Genomic DNA, 19,773 nt, shown 5'->3' on the forward strand with positions numbered 1-19,773 from the left:
ATTAAATCACTATTGAAAATGATGGGAAGGTGTTGGCGCACCTTCCTTTTTTTTTTAAATAAATTTGTTACATATTTTTAGGTTTAGTTATGGTTATTACTCTATTGTTTACTGTATAATTAAAAGCTTTGTAAGTCTGGAAAGTTTTCAAAACTTGATCAATATTCTCATTTTTAAATGTTGCCGTGATAACAATATCATCCAGTTCCTCATAATTATTGATAATGGTAACATTGTATTTTCGCTCTAGCTTATTTGCAATAACTCCAAAGGAATCGTCTATAAACATTAGTTCTCCAGAAACCCAAGCAATATATTTTTTTATGGCTACCGCTTCTGTTTTTATATGCTGGTTTTCAAAATAAGCGCGATTTCCCGGTTTCAAAATAACCTCTTCATTATCTGGAGTTTTAGCAGAAGCAGCAACACTTCCTTCTACTAAAACAGTATAGGTTTTCGCGTCTTCTTTGTACGAACTAACATTGAATTTTGTTCCCAAAACTTTTACATTCATGTCATTCGAACTCACGACAAAAGGATGTTTTGCATCTTTGGTCACTTCAAAATAAGCTTCACCATTTAAAAATACTTGGCGATTTTCACTTTTTATGAATCGAACGGGATATTTTAAGGAAGTTCCGGAGTTCAAATGAATATTCGTTCCATCGGATAATGTAAGATCAAAACGTTTTCCATAAGGCACGTTTATGGTATTGTAAACTAAAGTATCATTTGCGGCAGCACTGGTATATACTAATTGATTCCCTCTTTGAGAACCAACAACGGTACCATTGGCATCAACCACCTGTGTTGTTCCGTCTTCTTTTATGATTTGAATACTACCATTTGCTAGTTGCAAGGTTATGGCTTCAGGACTAACAGCTGCAACTTTGGTAGTAGGCATAGTCAAACCCTCTTTTTGATAATAAAAATAGGCTATGGATACTAAAAAGACAATAACGGCCGCATATTTAAAAAAACCAGGAACCCGATTAATAAACCTGACTTTGGATTCCGGTTTTTCGACAACTACAACAGGCTCCAAAGGGGTTTCCAATTGCGATACTATTGCGTTCCAAGCTTTATCTTTATCAATATTGGCAGCAAAAACTATTTGTCTCGATTTTTTATAAAAAAGCAAATAATCCGAAAATGCTTTCTCATTTTCAGCACTTTCACTAATCCAAGCTTTCAAGGTAATAAATTCACTCTCGCTAATCTCTTTTGAGATATAAACCGAAAGAATTGCTGCTATATTTTGAGGAATTTTGTTCATTAGTATCATCTTATATTCTATAAATAACAAAAGATGACTATTGGGTGACAAAAAAAATAAATTTTTTTAAACTAAAAGTAAAACTATAATTATATCCAATGAATTTCGTAATTGTTTTAGCGCTCTTGAATAATGGGTTTTAACGGTATTTACTGATATTCCAAGTTCTAAGGCCACATCTTTGTATTTCCGATTTTCTAATACTATGGCTTTAAAAACTTCCTTGCTTTTTAATGGCAAAGCTTCAATTTCTTTATATAATTTTATTTTTTCTTGCTCAAGATGTTCCAAATCAAGATGCTCTTCATCCAATAATACATCTACTTGATCTTCGATATCTTCAAAAAAATATCTGTTTTGCCGCTTGGCGGCTTGTATGGTGTTATTTTTTACCGATCTAAAAAGATACGGACTAATTGCTTCGTCTAATTTTAAGTAGAGCTTTTGATCCCAAAATTTAATAAATAGATCCTGGACTACATCTTCGGCTAATTCAAATGAATCACAATATTTTAAGGAGTAAATACTAAGAGGTATGTAGTACAAGTCAAACAATTCTTTGTAGGCAGAAGCATCTCCAACATTAAGTTTTTCAAGGATTAAAAAATCTTGTGACTTCATAAAGAATGATTGCTGCTAGGTAAAAAAGCAGTTTTAAAGTTAAATTTAGAACTCTCCTATAAAATTATAACTTCAATACTATAAGGAATCAAGTTGAAAAAATTATCGTTGCTAAATATTGCCCGAATATAGTATTTTTTGTCCCAAAATCAAATCAAGAAATGCTCCAAGAACAACTTCCAAAATGCTTTGTACTTGTTCCTTTACAAAAAGAAGACAAATAGGATCGTGGATCAAACGAGTAACGTACTTAAAATAAATTATTTACACTTTTGAAAAATAGATCATAAAAATAATTCCATATTTAACATTTTTTACCTAAAAATCGTAGCTATCCTCACAAAAAACTGATTTTTTCATAACGAAATAGGCGCGACTAGAATCGTATTAGACAAAATAATTCCCAAAAAAGTTACTCCAATCCATTAATAGTGTTCCCCTGCTAACACTCCAGTTAGGATTCGAATGTCAAAACCATTAGAAAACCAACCCTATAAATAGTATTTACAAGGTTTAAATTTCAGGACGGGACAAAGCATTAAAGCCTATAATTTAAATAAGACCTCATTCAAGTTGTGATTACCTAACCCCAAATCAAGCTCATCTACAATCAGGGAACTTGAAGAAAAGATGGAAGAATTATAATAAAAATTTTAACTATGAAAAAGCAGCTGTATAGTAAGTTTAGGATTAATAATTATATTTGTATAGCTAAAGCAGGATTTATTTAATAACCTGTATAGTTATTTCAGGACGGGACATAGTGTATGGATAGTGTATGGATAGTGTATGGCTGTGGTACCCTTAAATAAAATACCAAAAATGGTGTAAATCCACTTTTTCATGACCTGCCATACGTCCCGCCGGCGAAGTCTCCCGACTTCCTACCCACAACAATATACCGCTACAACCTTGACCAATAAACGCAAATAATAAAAAAATGACTGAATTTAAAGAATTTGAAAACAATAATTATAACCTAAAAAAATCTGACGTTTTAAGAAAAAATGGCGCTGGAATTATCGATGCCATTTTAGTGCTTGTTACTCAAACTATTCTTTTTAATTATTATCCAAAACTATCGAGTGTAATAGAATTCCCAAACCCGTTGAGCGCCATGTTTTTTTATGTATTTGTACTATTCATTGTTTATCGATTCCTTACCATTTTTACGTTTGGAAAAACAATTGGAATGGCGATTCTGAACATGCAATTTGCGAAACGAAATGAAACAAAACTTTCTTTCAAAGAGAAATTACTTTCGGTAGTAATGATTTACACCAATACCGTGGATTGCTATCATCTTGATTAAAAACAACATCAAAAAAAACATCAAACTATGAAAAAATTTATTTTTATTGCCCTCCTTACACTTTCTTACACCATGTCTTTTGGACAAAATTTCAGTGAATTGGCAAAAACAGAATTCAAATCAAAGGAAAGCTATAAACCAGCAGAAACTCAAGTTTTGACTTGTGCCAATTATCTCTTTAACACTCCAGCGAATCAGGCAGAACCTAACAGATTAAATGCCGTTCAATACATCATAAAATGGATGAGTGGTACACCGGATTATACTTTTGATCTTGGAGAAAAAGCAATGAATTTGACTGGTGAAAATTCCGATTTATTGGGTCTTTATATGGCTGCCATGTCTAAGGTCGTGTTGGAAAACAGTACTCAAAAATTAAGCAGTGATGAAATTTACAGCCAATCCGAAAAAATAGTGGTAAAATATTGCGCTGTTGCTGACAATAAAATAAAACCTTCCAAAAAAATAAAACAGTTAATCAAAGAAATAGAGTAATAACTGAACAACCCGATGCATTTGCTTTTAAAAAAAGTTTTACACAAATTTATAAAACCGGTAAAAATTAGTGCCAATCCAATTCTAATAAACGATAAAATCGGTGTTAATTTGTGCAATTCGTGTCTGATAATTTTAAATGCGAATGCCTTGCCCAACAATTTTTGTTTTCTGGACATCTAACAGAAAATCGTATCTTTGATAATAATGAATTAGTAATTAAGATGTTAATACAAAAGCCTCTACCTTGAATTTAATCTTGCTTGCTCTTAATTACGGATAACAATTAAATTATTTTAATTAAAAATTCAATTTTATGAAGAGCAACAGTAAATACTTTATTATTATTCCTGTAGCATTTGTTGTACTCCTAACCTCATGCAATGCATTGGAAAAGGCCTCTAAACATGGGTTTAATAGTGGATTTTATAAATTGGAATCCAAACAAATAAGTGACCAAAACGTTTATGTGGAAGTAACTGATGAAAAAATTGACGTATACCATCAGACCAAAAAACAACCTGATACCAATGCTTTTCTGACTATTTCCCTAAAACCTTCGGACAGTATCCAAATTAGCCCTGTAGTCTTCAAGAAAGAAAGTCTTGACATTGACATTACCGCGATTCTTTTGAAATATCGCCCTTCTGTTCACGGATTACCTGGACAAATGACTACAGATTTCAACATTGGTTTATATGCCGGATGGAGGCATGACAGTTACAAAATAGTAAATAGAATAGATCCATTGGGCAAGAATCATCATAAAATCAATAATTGGGGATATGATTTTGGCCTTTTTGCCGGACCGGGTGCCACACTAATCAGTCCGTTTACCACGCAGAATGAAGTGATTGATGAATATAGCGGAATGATTATCCAAACCGGGATTGCAGGATTTATAGAGTCAAATATAGCCAGTTTTGGGATTGCTGTGGGCTTTGATCATCTCCTAAATTCCGATAGGGAAGTTTGGATTTACGACAAGAAGCCCTGGGTGGGATTTATTGTGGGTATTGCATTAAACTAATCAGGATTGCATAAAATCACACTGAACAACATAAAGTTGAATTGAGAAATATACTTGGTTTTTTATTGTGTCTAAAAGCAAGAATTAATTCCGGCCACAAGCATGGTCTATGCATAGTAAGCCGGGCTAACAAGCAATGATTTCAATTCATCACAAAGATAAATATAAAACAAAACCTCCTTTAAATCAGTTTTAAAGGAGGTTTTTTTGGATATATAAATCTCTTAAAGACTCGCTTGAACCTCTTCAGGATTGTGTTTGTGTTTGAATAAAATAGCAAAAGCAACGGCAATTATCAAAGCATAAGTAGCAAAAGCCAACCAGATATCATGCCAATCTCTCATCATAATCACTTTATCAAACAAACCATCTGCATTTATTGCATTACCTTGAATCTTTACAAACTCAACCATTCTAGGATTCGTGCTTTCTGTTTGCAGAAAAGAAGCTAAATCAGTAGTATTACTAAATGATTTAGTAAAAAAACGTTCTATTGCCCATCCTGAAGTAAAACTTCCTAGTACAGCTCCTACTCCATTTGTCATCATCATAAACAATCCTTGAGCCGAAGAACGATTTTTGGGATCAGTTTGTGTTTCAACAAATAAAGATCCTGATATGTTAAAGAAATCAAATGCCATTCCGTAAACGATACAAGACATAATAATCATCCACAATCCATCGACTGGATTTCCAAAGGAAAACAAACCAAAACGCAATACCCAAGCCAGCATACTCATTAACATAACTTGTTTGATCCCAAAACGTTTCAAGAAAAAGGGAATAGCCAGAATAAATAAAGTCTCCGATATTTGAGAAATTGACATAATTATAGTTGAATATTTCACTACAAAGGAATCTGCATAGATAGGAAAATGTTTGAATTCATCCAAGAACACATCGCCATAGGCATTGGTAAGTTGCAAAGCCGCACCTAAAAACATGGAAAAAATAAAGAACAACGCCATTTTATAATTAGCAAACAATTTAAAAGCTTCCAATCCCAATGTCTCCGTCAATGAAGAATTCTCTTTGGTCAATCGCTGTGGCTCGCATTTTGGCAATGTATAAGAATAAATCCCCAAAGCAATAGCGGCAATCCCAGCTATATAAAATTGATAAGCTGTTGCTTTATTCCCTGTTAGATTTGTAATCCACATGGCGACAATAAACCCCACAGTGCCATAAACACGAATGGGAGGAAAACTCTTCACTACATCTAATCCACTTTTCTTCAAAGCATTATAAGAAATAGAATTACTCAAAGAAATGGTTGGCATATAAAAACACATCGCCAAGAGCATAACGTATATAAAAGTTGTTGGAGTAGTAACTTCTGGTAAATAAAACAAAACCAACCCGTACAAAATATGAAGCGCACTATATAGTTTTTCAGCATTGACCCATCTGTCTGCAATAATTCCAGTTAGGGTTGGCATAAATAGAGAAGCAATCCCCATTGTGCTAAAAACTAAACCAAATTGAGTTCCTTCCCAATTTTTTGTTCCGAACCAATAGTTTGCAATAGTAATTAGCCAAGCTCCCCAAACAAAAAACTGGAGAAAGCTCATCAGCGTTAGACGATTCTTAATATTCATAATAATGTAGGCTTAAAATTTAATGACAATTTATCTTGTGCGTAAATCTACCACTAAATTCAGATATTCAAATTAAAATAAATAAAAAAATTCGCTCTAAATAAAAAAAAAACCATCCCGTTCTGCGGGATGGTTTTTCTAACTAATTAACAAACTTAAAACTCTATATTCTTAAATCAGTAGGTTAAGTCTTAAAGCAGATTGTGGGGCAAACTCTTTAATTTCTTATTTTTTAATTTAACAGGTTAAGATTAAAGTAGATTGTGGGGCAAACTCTTTAAAATCTTCACAACATTTTTTTTAAATCAGATAAAATACAATAAAAGTAATTGTGGGGGCAATTCTTTAAAAATACTTGTTAATTTATAGTAACGTTGTTTTTAATTCTTGATCAAATATAACACTATTATCGATTAAAAACCAAACAAAATCGACAAAATACACAAAAAAAACAATTAAATAAAAATTAACTTACAAATAAATCAAAACTTGCAAAAAAATAAAAATTGTGGAATTGCAAAAAAAATCCCCGAAGCAAAACTTCGAGGTATTAAACACCAATTTTCTAAACCACTTTTTATGGCGAAAGCCTGTCTATTTTCCATGAATAATCTTCCTGCAAATGATAGCGGATTCGGTCGTGCAATCTATTGGGTCTTCCTTGCCAAAATTCAACTTCCACAGGACGGATTAAATATCCACCCCAAAATTCAGGTCTAGGAATTTCTTTGCCTTCAAAGTCTTGTTCCAATTGTTTCAAACCCTCTTCCAAAACAGCCCTAGATGGAATAACCTCGCTTTGATTGGAAACAATCGCGCCCAACTTGCTTCCCGTAGGTCGTGATTCAAAATAGCCGTCGGAAATATTCACCGAAGTTTTCTCGGCAATACCTTTGATAATGACTTGGCGTTCCAGCGAATGCCAAAAAAATGAAAGACAAATATTGGGATTATTGGCAATGGCCCTACCCTTTTCGGAATTGTAATTGGTGTAAAAAATAAATCCTTCATAAGTGAATTGTTTCAAAAGCACCACTCTCGATTTGGGAAAACCATCCAACCCAATGGTCGAAACCGTCATTGCATTGACTTCGTCCACACCGCCAAAATCCTCGACTTCGTAAAACCATCTGTTGAACAAGTTAATCGGGTCTTCCGGAATATTCGTTTCCAGAAGCTCGCTTTTTTCGTAGGACTTTCTATAATTACCTATGTCTTTCATTGTTTTATTTCTTTAATTGCAAAAATAAGCAAACTTATTCTCATAAAAGAGCTTACCACAAATGTATTATTCTTGTTATTTGTCATGCTGAAAGCGTCTCTAAGCGAGATGGAGCAACATAATTTAGACGCTTCCAGCGTGACAAATGGAGTACACATTTGAACTCTTATTTATTCATAAAAATTGTCAAGGCATTCAATTGTAAAAAACCTTCAATAAAAATCAAAACTCAAACGATTTTCCGTCATCGGCCAAAAGGATGTTCGGAAAAATGGTTTCGGCTTGCTCTTTAAAAAGTTCAATACTTGCATATCGCGTGGAATAATGTCCCAAAACCAATTGTTTGACATTCGCTTTCAAGGCTATGGTTGCGGCTTCTTTTGCCGTGGAGTGCATGGTTTTTCCCGCCAAAGTTTCCTCTGAATCCAAAAAAGTGGATTCGTGATACAAGACATCAACTTCATTAATAATGGGAATAATACTTTCGTTATACACTGTATCCGAACAAAAAGCATAACTCAATGGTGGAACGGGATCAAATGTCAATTTGTGGTTTTCAATAACGCGACCGTCATCAAGCGTGATGTCTTTTCCGTTCTTGATATTCTGGTAATAACATCTGTCGATTTCGTAATCTTGAACCGCTTTAAAGTCCAACTTTCGTTCTCTAATTTTTTCTTGGAACAGAAAGCCATTGGTATAAACCCTATGTTTTAAAGGAATGGTTTTCACGATTACCTTGTCGTCTTCAAAAACAACTTCACTTTCCTTGGACTCCAATTCGTGGAAAAACAAGCCATAACCAGGCCAAGAATTCGATAATTTCAATTGTAAATCAATGATTTCCTTGATTCCTTTTGGCCCATAAATGTGCAAATCGGTAGTTCTGTTCAGCAGTGAAAAGGTCGAAACCAAACCCACCAAGCCAAAAAAGTGGTCACCGTGCAAATGTGAAATAAAAATATGGTTGATTTTCGAAAAACGGATTTTGTTTTTGCGTAATTGCACCTGCGTACCTTCGCCACAATCAATTAGAAACAATCGATTCCTGATTTCTAAAACCTGTGAAGTGGGATTGGTAAAAGTGCGTGGTGTGGCCGCATAACAGCCGAGGATGGTTAAATTCAAAGTTTATTCAGTTAATCGGTTATTTGGTTAATCGTTAAGGTCATTCGATTAAACAATTAAACGAATAAACAATTAACCAATTTAAAAGCCCAAATCTCGTTCTATTTCCTCCATTTCAATAATATCATGTGCTTCCTGTAATGATCTAACAACGGCTAGTTTGTCAGGAACGGCATTGTGGTCAATATCTGACGTGGCTATAATAAACGATTTTTTGGATTTTCGGTGCATTTTTGAAAGAGCCTTGAAACTATTGATTTCTTTTACCGAAAGGTTTTTATGCAATCTGATATCAATAATGATATTATGCTTTTGGAACGTTTTATATTCGTGAGTAATTTTCATCAAAAACGAAACCAAATCTCCTTTTGTGTCTTTTATACAAACAGTATGTCCTTTTTGATCTACTTTCATCTTGATAAAATTTATAGTATCGCTAATTTACAAAGAAAATTTGGGTTATGGCAATTTTAAATATCACAAAATTTACTGAATTTTGGAAGCCAACAAATAGATTACCGCCATTCGAATCGCGACACCGTTTTCTACTTGGTTCAAAATCACCGACTGTTTCGAGTCGGCAACATCTGAGGTGATTTCGACTCCACGATTAATTGGCCCTGGGTGCATAATCACGATTTCTTTATTTAGCGAATCGAGCAAGGTTTTATCCAATCCATATTGCTGTGCATATTCCCGGGTGGAAGGAAAGAAATTCACGTCCATTCGTTCGTTTTGAACACGAAGCATATTAGCCACGTCACACCATTCCAATGCTTTGCGCAAATTAGGTTCCACTTTTACTCCAAGTGATTCTATATATCTCGGAATAAGTGTTTTTGGTCCGCAAACCTTAACTTCGGCACCTTGCATTTGCAAAGCGTATATGTTCGAAAGCGCTACCCTTGAATGCAGAATATCACCCACGATGACCACTTTTTTTCCGGCCACATCGCCCAGTTTTTCACGAATGGAATAACTGTCCAACAAAGCTTGTGTTGGGTGTTCGTGAGCGCCATCACCAGCATTTACAATACTTGCTTTCACGTTTTGTGACAAGAAATGAGCCGCTCCGGGACTGGAATGTCGCATCACCACCATATCCACTTTCATCGAAAGAATGTTGTTTACGGTATCTATCAGGGTTTCTCCTTTTTTAACCGAGGATTGCGCTGCCGAAAAGCTAATTACGTCCGCAGACAAACGTTTCTGTGCCAATTCAAAGGACAACTTGGTTCTGGTACTGTTTTCGAAAAAGATGTTGGCAATGGTAATGTCTCTAAGTGAAGGCACTTTTTTGATGGGACGATTGATAACTTCTTTAAAATGATCGGCGGTTTCAAAAATAAGGTCAATATCTTTCTTGTTGATATATTTAATTCCCAATAAATGATTTACACTTAACTCGCTCATTTTCTATTATTTATTAATTAAATAAACGGCATCTTCCCCGTCTTGTTCTTTCCAACACACTTGCACTTTTTCGTCATTTATGGCATCCACCTGGCGACCGCGATAATCGGGTTGAATAGGCAAATGTCGGCTAAAACGACGATCAATAAGCACCAATAATTCAATTTCCGATGGTCTCCCAAAGGACTGAATGGCAGTCAATGCCGACCGAATACTTCGACCGGTATATAAAACATCGTCTATAAAAACGACTTTTTTGTTTTCTACGATAAAATCGATTTTGGTTTTGTTGGCTTCCAATGGCTTGTTGGTTCTTCGAAAATCATCCCTGAAGAAAGTAATGTCCAAATAGCCCAAAGCAATCTTTGAAATCTTATATTCTTTTTCCAACAAATTTTTTAATCGCTCCGCCAAAAATGTACCACGAGGCTGGATACCAACTAAAATGGTATCCGAAAAATCAAGATGTTTTTCGATTAACTGACAGGCCAAACGGTGCAGAATGATATTGACTTCCTTGGAAGTAAGCAATACTTTTTGACTCATAGGTTGCAATTATTTGTTTTTAAAAAGATGTATGGAATTGTTAGTATTGTCTTTAAAATGTATCATTTTAATTATGTCAGTCATAACATCCATAGGTTTGGTAAAGCAAATATACAAATTCCGATTTAGGATTTATCCATTGAATGCTTAGAAAAATTTATTTATTGTTTTCCAAATGAAATCCAGGTCGCCTTATGCCAAATATATTCCAATGGCCCCTGTTTGTACTTTGCAAGCCACCATTTACAGAAAAACAATTGCAAAATAAATAAACCAATTCCAATTAACAAAGAATAAGTTGCACCTGTATATTCAACAAGTCCCAAGCCATATCGGTAGTAAATAAAGCAACCCACAATAGATTGCAAGATGTAATTGGTTAGACTCATTTTCCCAAAGGGAATGAGTTTTGAAAGAAGATTACACACAGATTCTTTTCGATACAACAATATAAAAGTAGACACAAGAACAATCATAAAAGCCAGATTTGACCAAGAGGTTACTATAACCGAAAGGCTGTTCATCAATGTTTTTCGCTCTATTAGTTCAGGCAAAAAAGTTTTGAAAGTGAATGACAGGATAAAAAAAACAATAGCATATTGCAACGCTTTTTTCCAAAATAAATTACTTTCAACCGATGCGATGAAAAGTTTCTTTCGTCCTAACAACAATCCAAACATAAATAAAGCTGGAGCCTGAAAAAAACGTCCGTTTTCCCAAGACCAAAAAATAGATGCCCATCTTCCAATGGTTAGATTTCCAACTGCATAATCCATAAAGGAATTGCTTTTTAAATAGTCGCCCATCATTCCAAAATAATGCTCCGATAAATTGGGCATTGGAACATAATCGGGATGTAAAAGCATATAAAAATACTTTGACCATTCTAAAGGTTGCAACATCAAAATTAAGGCGGTAATAAAAACAGCTTTATCATTCCATTTGCAAACCAAAATCAAAACAACACCCAAAACTGCATAAAGCACCAGAATATCACCTTCATAAAAGACTGTATTGAGAATACCAAATCCTAAAAGCAACAACAATCGCCAAAGAAATCGCAATCTAAAATCATTCCCTTTTTTCTCTTGATTGTCGTTTTGGATATAAAAACTGAAGCCAAACAACAAAGCAAAAATGGCATAGGATTTTCCGCCAAAAAGGAAAAACAAGATTTCCCAAATTATTTTATCCATCACTTTCATCCATTCTGGCAAGGCTTCAGGGAAATAATAGTAATCAAAATGTTCTATATTGTGCAGAAACATAATGGACATTATGGCAAAACCTCTCAAGGCATCAACCACTTCAACTCTTGGCGTTTTTAGATTTAAAATACTGTTTGACATGGCTCTGTATAAAAAGGTTTTTCTTTCAAAAGTATTTTATTTTCCCATAATAAACTAAAAATCAATTTTTAAATTCTTTATAAATAATACCGATTATAGCAGAACAATTTGCATTAAAATACAAAATCGTTTGGTATAACTAAAAAATCACGTTCTACAACAACATTATGCCAGGCAATTTCCAAAAAAAATCCCGCTGCATCGCAGCGGGAAATCTATTATCTATCTGTCTATTCTCTTTTATCTATTTTAAGAATACATTTTCGTTCTTAATTCCTGGACTCCTTCGTTATCCAAGTATTCATCGAAAGTCATGTAACGGTCAATAGCTCCTTTTGGTGTTAATTCTACTACCCTGTTACCAACAGTTTGGGCAAACTCGTGATCATGTGTGGTGAAAATAACGGAACCTTTATAGTTTTTCAACGAGTTGTTGAAAGCCGTGATCGACTCCAAATCCAAGTGGTTTGTTGGTTCGTCCAGCATCAAGACATTGGCTCTTTCCATCATCATTCGAGACAACATGCAACGCACTTTTTCTCCTCCCGACAATACGTTACAAGTTTTCAAGGCTTCTTCCCCAGAGAAAATCATTTTACCCAAGAAACTACGAATGTTCACCTCGTCACGTTCTTCCTCAGTTTTTACCCATTGACGCAACCAATCCACCAAAGAATAATCATTTTCGAAAAACGAATGGTTATCACCCGGTAAATAGGCTTGATTGGTAGTAACTCCCCAATCGTAAGTTCCTGAATCGGCAGTTTGATTTCCGTTTAATATTTCGTAGAATGCTGTTGTGGCACGTGAATCTTTAGAGAAAAGAACGATTTTATCACCTTTGGCCATATTCAAATCAACGCCTTTAAACAAAAGTTCACCATCAACAGAAGCGCTTAAATCTTGCACGTTCAAAATCTGGTCACCGGCTTCACGTTCTTGGTCAAAAATAATGGCAGGATAACGACGGCTTGACGGTTTTATCTCGGAAATATTCAACTTGGAAATCATCTTTTTACGAGAAGTAGCTTGTTTGGATTTGGCCACATTCGCAGAAAAACGACGGATGAATTCTTCTAGTTCTTGTTTCTTTTCTTCGGCTTTCTTGTTTTGTTGTGCACGTTGTTTGGCCGCTAATTGACTGGATTCGTACCAGAAAGTATAGTTTCCTGAATAGTGGTTGATTTTGCTGAAATCAATATCGGAAATATGGGTGCAAACCGCATCCAAAAAGTGACGGTCGTGAGAAACCACGATAACCGTATTTTCATAATTGGCCAAGAAATTCTCCAACCACGCAATGGTTTCAAAATCCAAATCATTGGTAGGCTCATCCATAATCAACAAATCTGGATTTCCAAAAAGGGCTTGCGCCAAAAGTACTCGCACTTTCATTTTTCCTTCCAAATCAGCCATCATTGTATAATGATTGTCTTCGGTTATACCTAAATTGGACAACATTGAAGCTGCGTCAGAATCGGCATTCCAACCGTTCATTTCTTCGAATTGTACTTGCAACTCTCCTATTCTGTCTGCATTTTCATCGGTGTAATCCAAATAGAGGGCGTCCATTTCGGTTTTTACTTTATACAAAACTTTGTTTCCCATAAGGACTGTTTCCAGAACCGTATGTTCGTCGAACATATTATGGTTTTGGTTCAAAACCGACATACGTTTTCCCGGCTCCAAATGAATATGTCCCGAAGTGGGATCCATTTCGCCAGCAATTATTTTAAGAAAAGTGGATTTTCCAGCTCCGTTGGCTCCAATAACGCCATAAATATTACCTTGTGTAAAGACCGTATTTACTTCGTCAAACAAAATTCTTTTGCCAAACTGAACTGATAAATTATTGATTGATAACATAAATTGTTTTATAAAATTTTGTGCAAAAGTACAAAAAAATGTCGCTTTTTTAAACTCCAAAAGCACAATTAGTTTATCTTCACGTATCTTTTAATCCCATCATAATAAAGTATCAAAAAAATAGATGCAAGCACCTATATTATTATATCAAACATCAGAAACGAACATCAATGTTGAAGTAACGTATTTGGACGAAAGTTTTTGGCTTTCACAAAAAGCGATGGCGCAATTGTTTGGCGTTGAATCTCATACTGTAACCTATCATTTAAAAGAAATTTTTAAATCCAATGAATTAGAAGAAAGTTCAAGTACTCGAAAAATTCGAGTAGTTCAAATGGAAGGGAAAAGAGAAGTCAGCAGAGAAATTGATTTCTATAATCTGGATGCCATTATTGCCGTTGGCTATAGAGTCAATTCCAATCAAGCCACTCAATTCAGGATTTGGGCAACCAAAACACTCAAAGAATTCATCATAAAAGGATTTGTTTTGAATGACGAAATGCTGAAAAACGGTAAAGCATTTGGCAAAGATTATTTTGAAGAATTACTGGAACGCATTAGAGAAATTCGCTCTTCGGAAAGACGGTTTTATCAAAAAATAACTGATATTTATGCGCTTTCAGCAGATTATGAAAAAGAAAGCTCCACTACAAAAACGTTTTTTGCCATGGTACAAAACAAATTACATTGGGCAATAACCGGAAAAACGGCCGCAGAAATTATTTATACCGAAGCCGATGCCAACAAACTTTATATGGGATTATCCACCTGGAAAGATGCGCCAAACGGCAAAATTCAAAAAACGGATGTGAGCATTGCCAAAAACTACTTGAACGATGCCCATCTTCAGGAATTAAACCGAATTGTTTCGGCTTACTTGGACTTGGCAGAAAACTATGCCAAAAGACAAATTGTTATGCAAATGGAAGACTGGACTTTGTTCCTAAATAACTTTCTGCAACTCTCCAATTATCCAATTCTAAACGACAAAGGAAAAATCACTCATCTGGAAGCTAAAATTAAAGCAGAAATGGAGTTTGATAAATTTAGAATTATTCAGGACAGGGAATACTTATCGGATTTTGACAAAGAAGTTCTGAAATTAAATAAAAATAAGTGATTTTTTGAGATAAAAAACCCGACAAAACTGCCGGGTTCTCTACATTATTTCCTTTTAAACCAAAACAAACTAAAAGCCTAAAGAAAACAACGCCACTCTAAACAAACTATTTATCAAACTTGTTTTATGCTTGAATCAATTTTTTCAAGCTATTATAAACCGCCAACTCTACATCGGCGTGATTTTTTGAATTGCATTGTTCCAATAAATCCTTCAACACTGATGGATTCACGGATTGTTTTTTGTCAATGAGCAACAAGAGTTGTCCCGATAAATCAGACAAACTTTTTGACAAGGGCAAAAGTGGTTGCACCAACGGAGCATTGGCGCTAAGCTCCATCAAATTGATATTTAAACCAATCCATTTTTTCAAGAAATCAGTAACCAAAACCTGATTCTCTGCATTCTTGTTTTTTAAATATTGATTTACCGCAGCATCAAAATCTAAAGCATCGGAAGCGTCTGGTGTGCAAGCATCGGCAAAAAGAGTCAAAGGCGAATACATTTGATATTCAGTTCCGCCGATATTTCGGGAATAGATTTTTAACGGTTCACATATATTGGAGAAATCCTCCAAAGCCTCACTTTTCTGATTGTTGCTGATGTTTCGCAACAGAACCGCTTTGTTTCTGATGTGTGTAATTCCCAATTCTTCCAATCGGAAAGAAACAGTTTTCAGTCTTTTGCGCAAACTGCCCAAATCCGTAATGTTTTCATTCGACCATAATCTTTCGGCTATGGCGCAAGTCCTTGGCCAAATTCTGGAATCTATCGTTGTTGGCGATGCCAATTCGCTCCACATCGTGGCTTCTCCACCCAAAATTCGTGCTTTTTCTTCGGCAGAAAGAAGGGTGTTTTTTGGCATTGGATCAGTCAAATAATGGCTTTCGACACCTTGCATTAAATCGATATAATAGCCGTTGGACAAAACCGTTTTGTAGCCGTTCTTCACAGCATTGACAAGTGAACTACCTGTTGCGACGCCTTCGTTTGTCCCTTTCCAGGAATGGATTATGGCATCTTGGGACATATTTTTTGTCATTATTTCTTCCCAACCCATTAATTCCTTGTCGTGCTTTTTGAGCATTGGAATCAACTGCATCGTGAAATAAGTCTGCAACTCGTGGTTGTTTTCCAACTTGTATTTCTTTTTGAATTCCTGTATTTTCGGATTGGAATCCCAGTCTTTTCCTTCGTTTTCATCGCCTCCAATGTGAAAATATTTGCCCGGAAACAGCGGACAAACTTCGTCGAATATTTCGCTCAGCAATAGATAGGTTTTCGGATTGGATGGGTCTAATGTAGGCCTAAAAACTCCCGCATTTCTTTCGATGGAATAAGTCGTTTTATCGAAATTTATTTTGCTTCCAATTTCTGGATAAGCCGTGAGTATTGCCGTTCCGTGTCCCGGAACGTCTATTTCCGGAACAACCAGAATTCCTCTTTCATCGGCATATTTTACGATATTCTTGATTTCTTCTTGGGTATAAAAATCACCATCCGAAGCCAATTGCGTCAGTTTGGGATGTTTATTCATTTCGATTCGCCAACCTTGGTCATCGACCAAATGCCAATGAAAAACATTCATTTTCATGGCCGCCATCGCATCGATATTTCTCTTGATGACATCCACGGGCAGAAAATGTCGGGCTGCATCAATCATCAAGCCTCTCCAGCTAAATCTTGGAAAATCTTCGATAACTGCAGTCGGAAAATAATAGGAAGTGCTGCTGTTTTGCAACATCTGCAACAAGGTTTCCAAAGCATGCAGCGCCCCCAAATCGGAAGTGGCATTTATCGTTATTTTGCCGGAATTAATTTCAAGTCGGTAACTTTCGTCTTCATGCAATCCAATTTTTCCATTTTGGGCACAATTGATTTGCAGTTTGGCATTGGGAACTTCGTTTAAACCTGTTACAAATCCTTGGTTAAAAAACAAGCCCGTTCTTCCGTCCAATCTTCTTAGAAACCGGGTCGCTCCAATGAATATTCTTGGATTGGGATTGCCTGTAATGTTGAGTTTAAAACCTTTGTCCAAGACAAAATTTCCGTCTGTCAAATTGATGCTTTGCGGCCAAGGCATCAGATTTAATTGCTCTGTTTTTATCTGGGCATTCGCCAGAAAACTTGAAATTAATATGATAAAAATGTATTTCATGTCGTATTGGGTAGTTATCTTTTGGATAATAAATTTTGTGATTTTAATATTCAAAACGCTTGAAAGCTTCAATGGCTTCGTATTCGGCAAGGCCTAAATCATCGTATAATTTTGCGGTATGCTTATTGCGATCTTCGGCTCTAACCCAGAATTCTCGGGAATCATTTCCTTGGAACATTACCCTGTCTTTTTGGGATTGATGGTACAAAATAGCGGCTCTTTTGAGCGTTACCTCATCTGGACTCAACGGCACGGCCATGTCAATTTCGTGGACATCCCATTCGTGCCAAGCACCACGGTACAACCACAACCAACAATCTTTCATGTAAGATTCTGGCTTCAGTTTTTTCAAGGCTGCATAAATGGCGTTGAGACAAACTTCATGGGTTCCGTGTGGATCGGCCAAATCACCTGCAGCAAAAATTTGGTGTGGTTTTATTTTGGCTATAATAGTTGCAACAAGGTTAATATCCTCCGTACCCATCGGGTTTTTCTTGATTTGACCCGTTTCGTAAAAAGGCATATCCAAGAAATGGGTGTTTTCGTCTTTCAATCCAATGTATCTTACGGCTGCGTGGGATTCACGGCGTCTAATCAATCCTTTTAATTTTAGAACTTCCAAGGAATCGATTTGGTTTTCGGATTTGTTTTTCAAGAAATTGATGATGGCTTGAAAATCAACTTTACGCTCGTCATCACCGACAAAATCATTGCAAACTTCAGCAAATTTCAAGGCTTCATCGTCTGTAACGGCAATGTTTCCGGAGGTTTGATACACCACATGCACTTCGTGACCTTGTTTTATCAATTTCGAAAAAGTACCTCCCATGGAAATCACGTCATCGTCTGGATGTGGACTGAAAAGTATGACTCTTTTTTGGGCTGGATTGGCTCTTTCGGGTCTGTTGCTATCGTCCGTATTTGGCTTTCCGCCTGGCCAGCCCGTAATGGTGTGTTGTAAAACATTGAACATATTGATGTTCAAATCATAAGCTGAACCTCCTGCGGCAAGCAAATCCGACATTCCATTATTGTTGTAATCCCTGTCGGTCAATTTCAATATGGACTGATTGGTTTGTTGGCATAGCCAAACAATCGCCTTGCTTTTTAATTCCTGTGTCCAAATGCATTCTCCAACCAACCAAGGTGTTTTAAATCGGGTCAACTCTGAAGCGGCTGCTTGGTCTAAAACGAAGGTGGCATTGGCATGATTTTGCAAAAATGTGGCAGGAACTTCGGAAGTAATATCGCCTTGAATAGTTCTTTTGATGACATCGGCCTTATTTTGTCCCCAAGCCATCAACACGATTCTTTTGGAACGAAGAATGGTGGAAACGCCCATTGTGATTGCTCTTTTGGGAACGTTGTCGATTCCGTTGAAATCAGACGAGGCATCGACTCTGGTAATGTGGTCCAAAGTAATGATTCGGGTTCCGGAATTGATGTGTGAACCTGGCTCATTGAAACCAACGTGACCCGTTCGACCAATTCCCAACAATTGGAAATCAAGTCCGCCGGCATTTTTGATGTTTATTTCATAATCAATGCAATATTGATTCAAATCTTCAAAAGCTACCGAACCATCAGGAATGTGAATGTTTTCGGGCTTTATGTCGATATGATTGAAAAGATGCTGGTGCATAAAATGGAAATAGCTCTGGTTGTTTTCCTTTGTCATTGGATAATATTCGTCCAAATTGAAAGTAATCACGTTTTTGAAACTAAGACCTTCTTCCTTGTGCATCCTTACCAATTCTTCATACACTTTTATGGGAGAAGAACCTGTAGCCAACCCAAGCACGCAAGGTTCATTTTTTTCTTGCTTGAATTTGATTAATTGTGCTATTTCTTTTGCAACAATTAGGGAACCTTCCATCGAATTTTTAAAAATTTCGTTATGGATTTTTTCAAATCGGGTTTCTTCAAATTTACCAGGGCTTTTATAACTGATATCAGGTCTAATTTCTAAAGCAGTTTTCATCTTGTTTTTTTTTACTAAATTACAGATACTATTTTAAAAAATGGCATAAGTAAACGATTTACTTATACCATTTTATACTAATTATTTTAGAAATTGGCTCCATTTGTATCCCACCAAAATCTAGTTCCTCCGTTGTCACGACCAGTTTTTAATGAAACTATAAATCATCGACCGCTCTTGGAAAAAATGCCGATTGCTTTTTTTAATATATTTAAGTTCTAACTCGGCATCTGGATTATTTGGTAAAACCAATTCCTTTGCCTCGTTTCATCAAACCCATTGTCCGTAATTACAGCAAAGACGCGAAGCTTAAAATTCTGGAATAAATCATTTTTCATCATCAAATGCAAAATTTAAACTTTATAAATTGTCGTTTCTTGAAACAATAATATTGTTTGTTTATAATTGGCAATTTTTATGCTGATTTACTTTTTTATACTATTCTTTAAGCATATATTTACCTTAATATTATGTATTTAGACAACAAACACATCCAATCTTATTTATTTAAAATAGTTAATGTGTCTATAGTTTTGAATGCTGTGTCCATATTTTAAAGATTCATTATTAATATATTTATAAAAAAATTAGCAGCTAATTTATTTCGCTTAAAAAGATATAAAATCGAATGATTCATTTCATTGGAAATATGTGTATT

At 35.5% G+C, this 19,773-nt stretch carries 16 protein-coding genes; 4 read left to right on the forward strand and 12 right to left on the reverse strand.

Going from position 1 to position 19,773, the window contains the following annotated elements; translation table 11 throughout:
- Window positions 1-67: 67 nt before the first annotated feature.
- Both OZP13_RS06910 and OZP13_RS06915 read right to left on the reverse strand, forming a co-directional pair.
- On the reverse strand, window positions 68-1,276 hold the full coding sequence (locus tag OZP13_RS06910; protein WP_281299127.1) for a FecR family protein: 1,209 nt from the start codon (window positions 1,274-1,276) through the stop codon (window positions 68-70).
- Window positions 1,277-1,342: 66 nt separating this feature from the next.
- Window positions 1,343-1,897, reverse strand: a complete 555-nt coding sequence (locus tag OZP13_RS06915; RefSeq protein WP_269243125.1) for an RNA polymerase sigma factor — start codon at window positions 1,895-1,897, stop codon at window positions 1,343-1,345.
- 940 nt (window positions 1,898-2,837) lie between these two features.
- Here OZP13_RS06915 and OZP13_RS06920 point away from each other — a divergent pair.
- The 3 genes from OZP13_RS06920 to OZP13_RS06930 all read left to right on the forward strand — a co-directional run bounded on the left by OZP13_RS06920 (window position 2,838) and on the right by OZP13_RS06930 (window position 4,734).
- The gene (locus tag OZP13_RS06920; protein WP_269243126.1) at window positions 2,838-3,209 is read left to right on the forward strand and encodes an RDD family protein; all 372 of its coding nucleotides are present in this window, start codon (window positions 2,838-2,840) and stop codon (window positions 3,207-3,209) included.
- Window positions 3,210-3,236: 27 nt separating this feature from the next.
- Entirely contained in the window at window positions 3,237-3,704 is a 468-nt protein-coding gene (locus OZP13_RS06925) for a hypothetical protein (RefSeq protein ID WP_281299128.1), read from the forward strand.
- 316 nt (window positions 3,705-4,020) lie between these two features.
- On the forward strand, window positions 4,021-4,734 hold the full coding sequence (locus tag OZP13_RS06930) for a hypothetical protein (RefSeq protein ID WP_281299129.1): 714 nt from the start codon (window positions 4,021-4,023) through the stop codon (window positions 4,732-4,734).
- Window positions 4,735-4,958: 224 nt separating this feature from the next.
- Here OZP13_RS06930 and OZP13_RS06935 read toward each other — a convergent pair whose 3' ends face one another.
- The 8 genes from OZP13_RS06935 to OZP13_RS06970 all read right to left on the reverse strand — a co-directional run bounded on the left by OZP13_RS06935 (window position 4,959) and on the right by OZP13_RS06970 (window position 13,856).
- Window positions 4,959-6,332 (reverse strand): nucleoside permease, encoded by a 1,374-nt coding sequence (locus tag OZP13_RS06935; RefSeq protein WP_269243129.1) that lies wholly within the window; start codon window positions 6,330-6,332, stop codon window positions 4,959-4,961.
- 577 nt (window positions 6,333-6,909) lie between these two features.
- Window positions 6,910-7,554 carry a pyridoxamine 5'-phosphate oxidase gene (gene pdxH / locus OZP13_RS06940; protein ID WP_281299130.1) on the reverse strand — a complete coding sequence of 215 codons (645 nt, stop codon included), beginning with the start codon at window positions 7,552-7,554 and terminating at the stop codon, window positions 6,910-6,912.
- Between the two features lie 222 nt (window positions 7,555-7,776).
- On the reverse strand, window positions 7,777-8,682 hold the full coding sequence (locus OZP13_RS06945) for a ribonuclease Z (protein ID WP_281299131.1): 906 nt from the start codon (window positions 8,680-8,682) through the stop codon (window positions 7,777-7,779).
- An 81-nt stretch (window positions 8,683-8,763) separates the two neighbouring features.
- Window positions 8,764-9,096 (reverse strand): ribonuclease Z, encoded by a 333-nt coding sequence (locus tag OZP13_RS06950; RefSeq protein WP_269243130.1) that lies wholly within the window; start codon window positions 9,094-9,096, stop codon window positions 8,764-8,766.
- Between the two features lie 72 nt (window positions 9,097-9,168).
- Complete coding sequence (locus tag OZP13_RS06955; RefSeq protein ID WP_281299132.1) at window positions 9,169-10,095, reverse strand: aspartate carbamoyltransferase catalytic subunit; 927 nt, start codon at window positions 10,093-10,095, stop codon at window positions 9,169-9,171.
- Between the two features lie 6 nt (window positions 10,096-10,101).
- Window positions 10,102-10,641 (reverse strand): bifunctional pyr operon transcriptional regulator/uracil phosphoribosyltransferase PyrR, encoded by a 540-nt coding sequence (gene pyrR, locus OZP13_RS06960; RefSeq protein ID WP_269243131.1) that lies wholly within the window; start codon window positions 10,639-10,641, stop codon window positions 10,102-10,104.
- A 161-nt stretch (window positions 10,642-10,802) separates the two neighbouring features.
- Window positions 10,803-11,990, reverse strand: a complete 1,188-nt coding sequence (locus tag OZP13_RS06965) for a DUF418 domain-containing protein (RefSeq protein ID WP_281299133.1) — start codon at window positions 11,988-11,990, stop codon at window positions 10,803-10,805.
- Between the two features lie 249 nt (window positions 11,991-12,239).
- Window positions 12,240-13,856, reverse strand: a complete 1,617-nt coding sequence (locus OZP13_RS06970) for an ABC-F family ATP-binding cassette domain-containing protein (protein ID WP_281299134.1) — start codon at window positions 13,854-13,856, stop codon at window positions 12,240-12,242.
- Between the two features lie 124 nt (window positions 13,857-13,980).
- Between OZP13_RS06970 and OZP13_RS06975 the strand changes: the two genes are divergently transcribed.
- Window positions 13,981-14,976: a virulence RhuM family protein gene (locus OZP13_RS06975; protein ID WP_281299135.1), complete on the forward strand. Its 996-nt coding sequence runs from the start codon at window positions 13,981-13,983 to the stop codon at window positions 14,974-14,976.
- 124 nt (window positions 14,977-15,100) lie between these two features.
- Here OZP13_RS06975 and OZP13_RS06980 read toward each other — a convergent pair whose 3' ends face one another.
- Window positions 15,101-17,134, reverse strand: coding sequence for a beta-N-acetylhexosaminidase (locus OZP13_RS06980; protein WP_281299136.1), 2,034 nt, complete (start codon window positions 17,132-17,134; stop codon window positions 15,101-15,103).
- A gap of 43 nt (window positions 17,135-17,177) precedes the next feature.
- Window positions 17,178-19,115 carry a glucosamine-6-phosphate deaminase gene (gene nagB / locus OZP13_RS06985; RefSeq protein WP_281299137.1) on the reverse strand — a complete coding sequence of 646 codons (1,938 nt, stop codon included), beginning with the start codon at window positions 19,113-19,115 and terminating at the stop codon, window positions 17,178-17,180.
- Window positions 19,116-19,773: the final 658 nt, after the last annotated feature.

The sequence above is a fragment of the Flavobacterium limnophilum genome, from assembly GCF_027111315.2.
Classification (GTDB): Bacteria; Bacteroidota; Bacteroidia; order Flavobacteriales; family Flavobacteriaceae; genus Flavobacterium; species Flavobacterium limnophilum.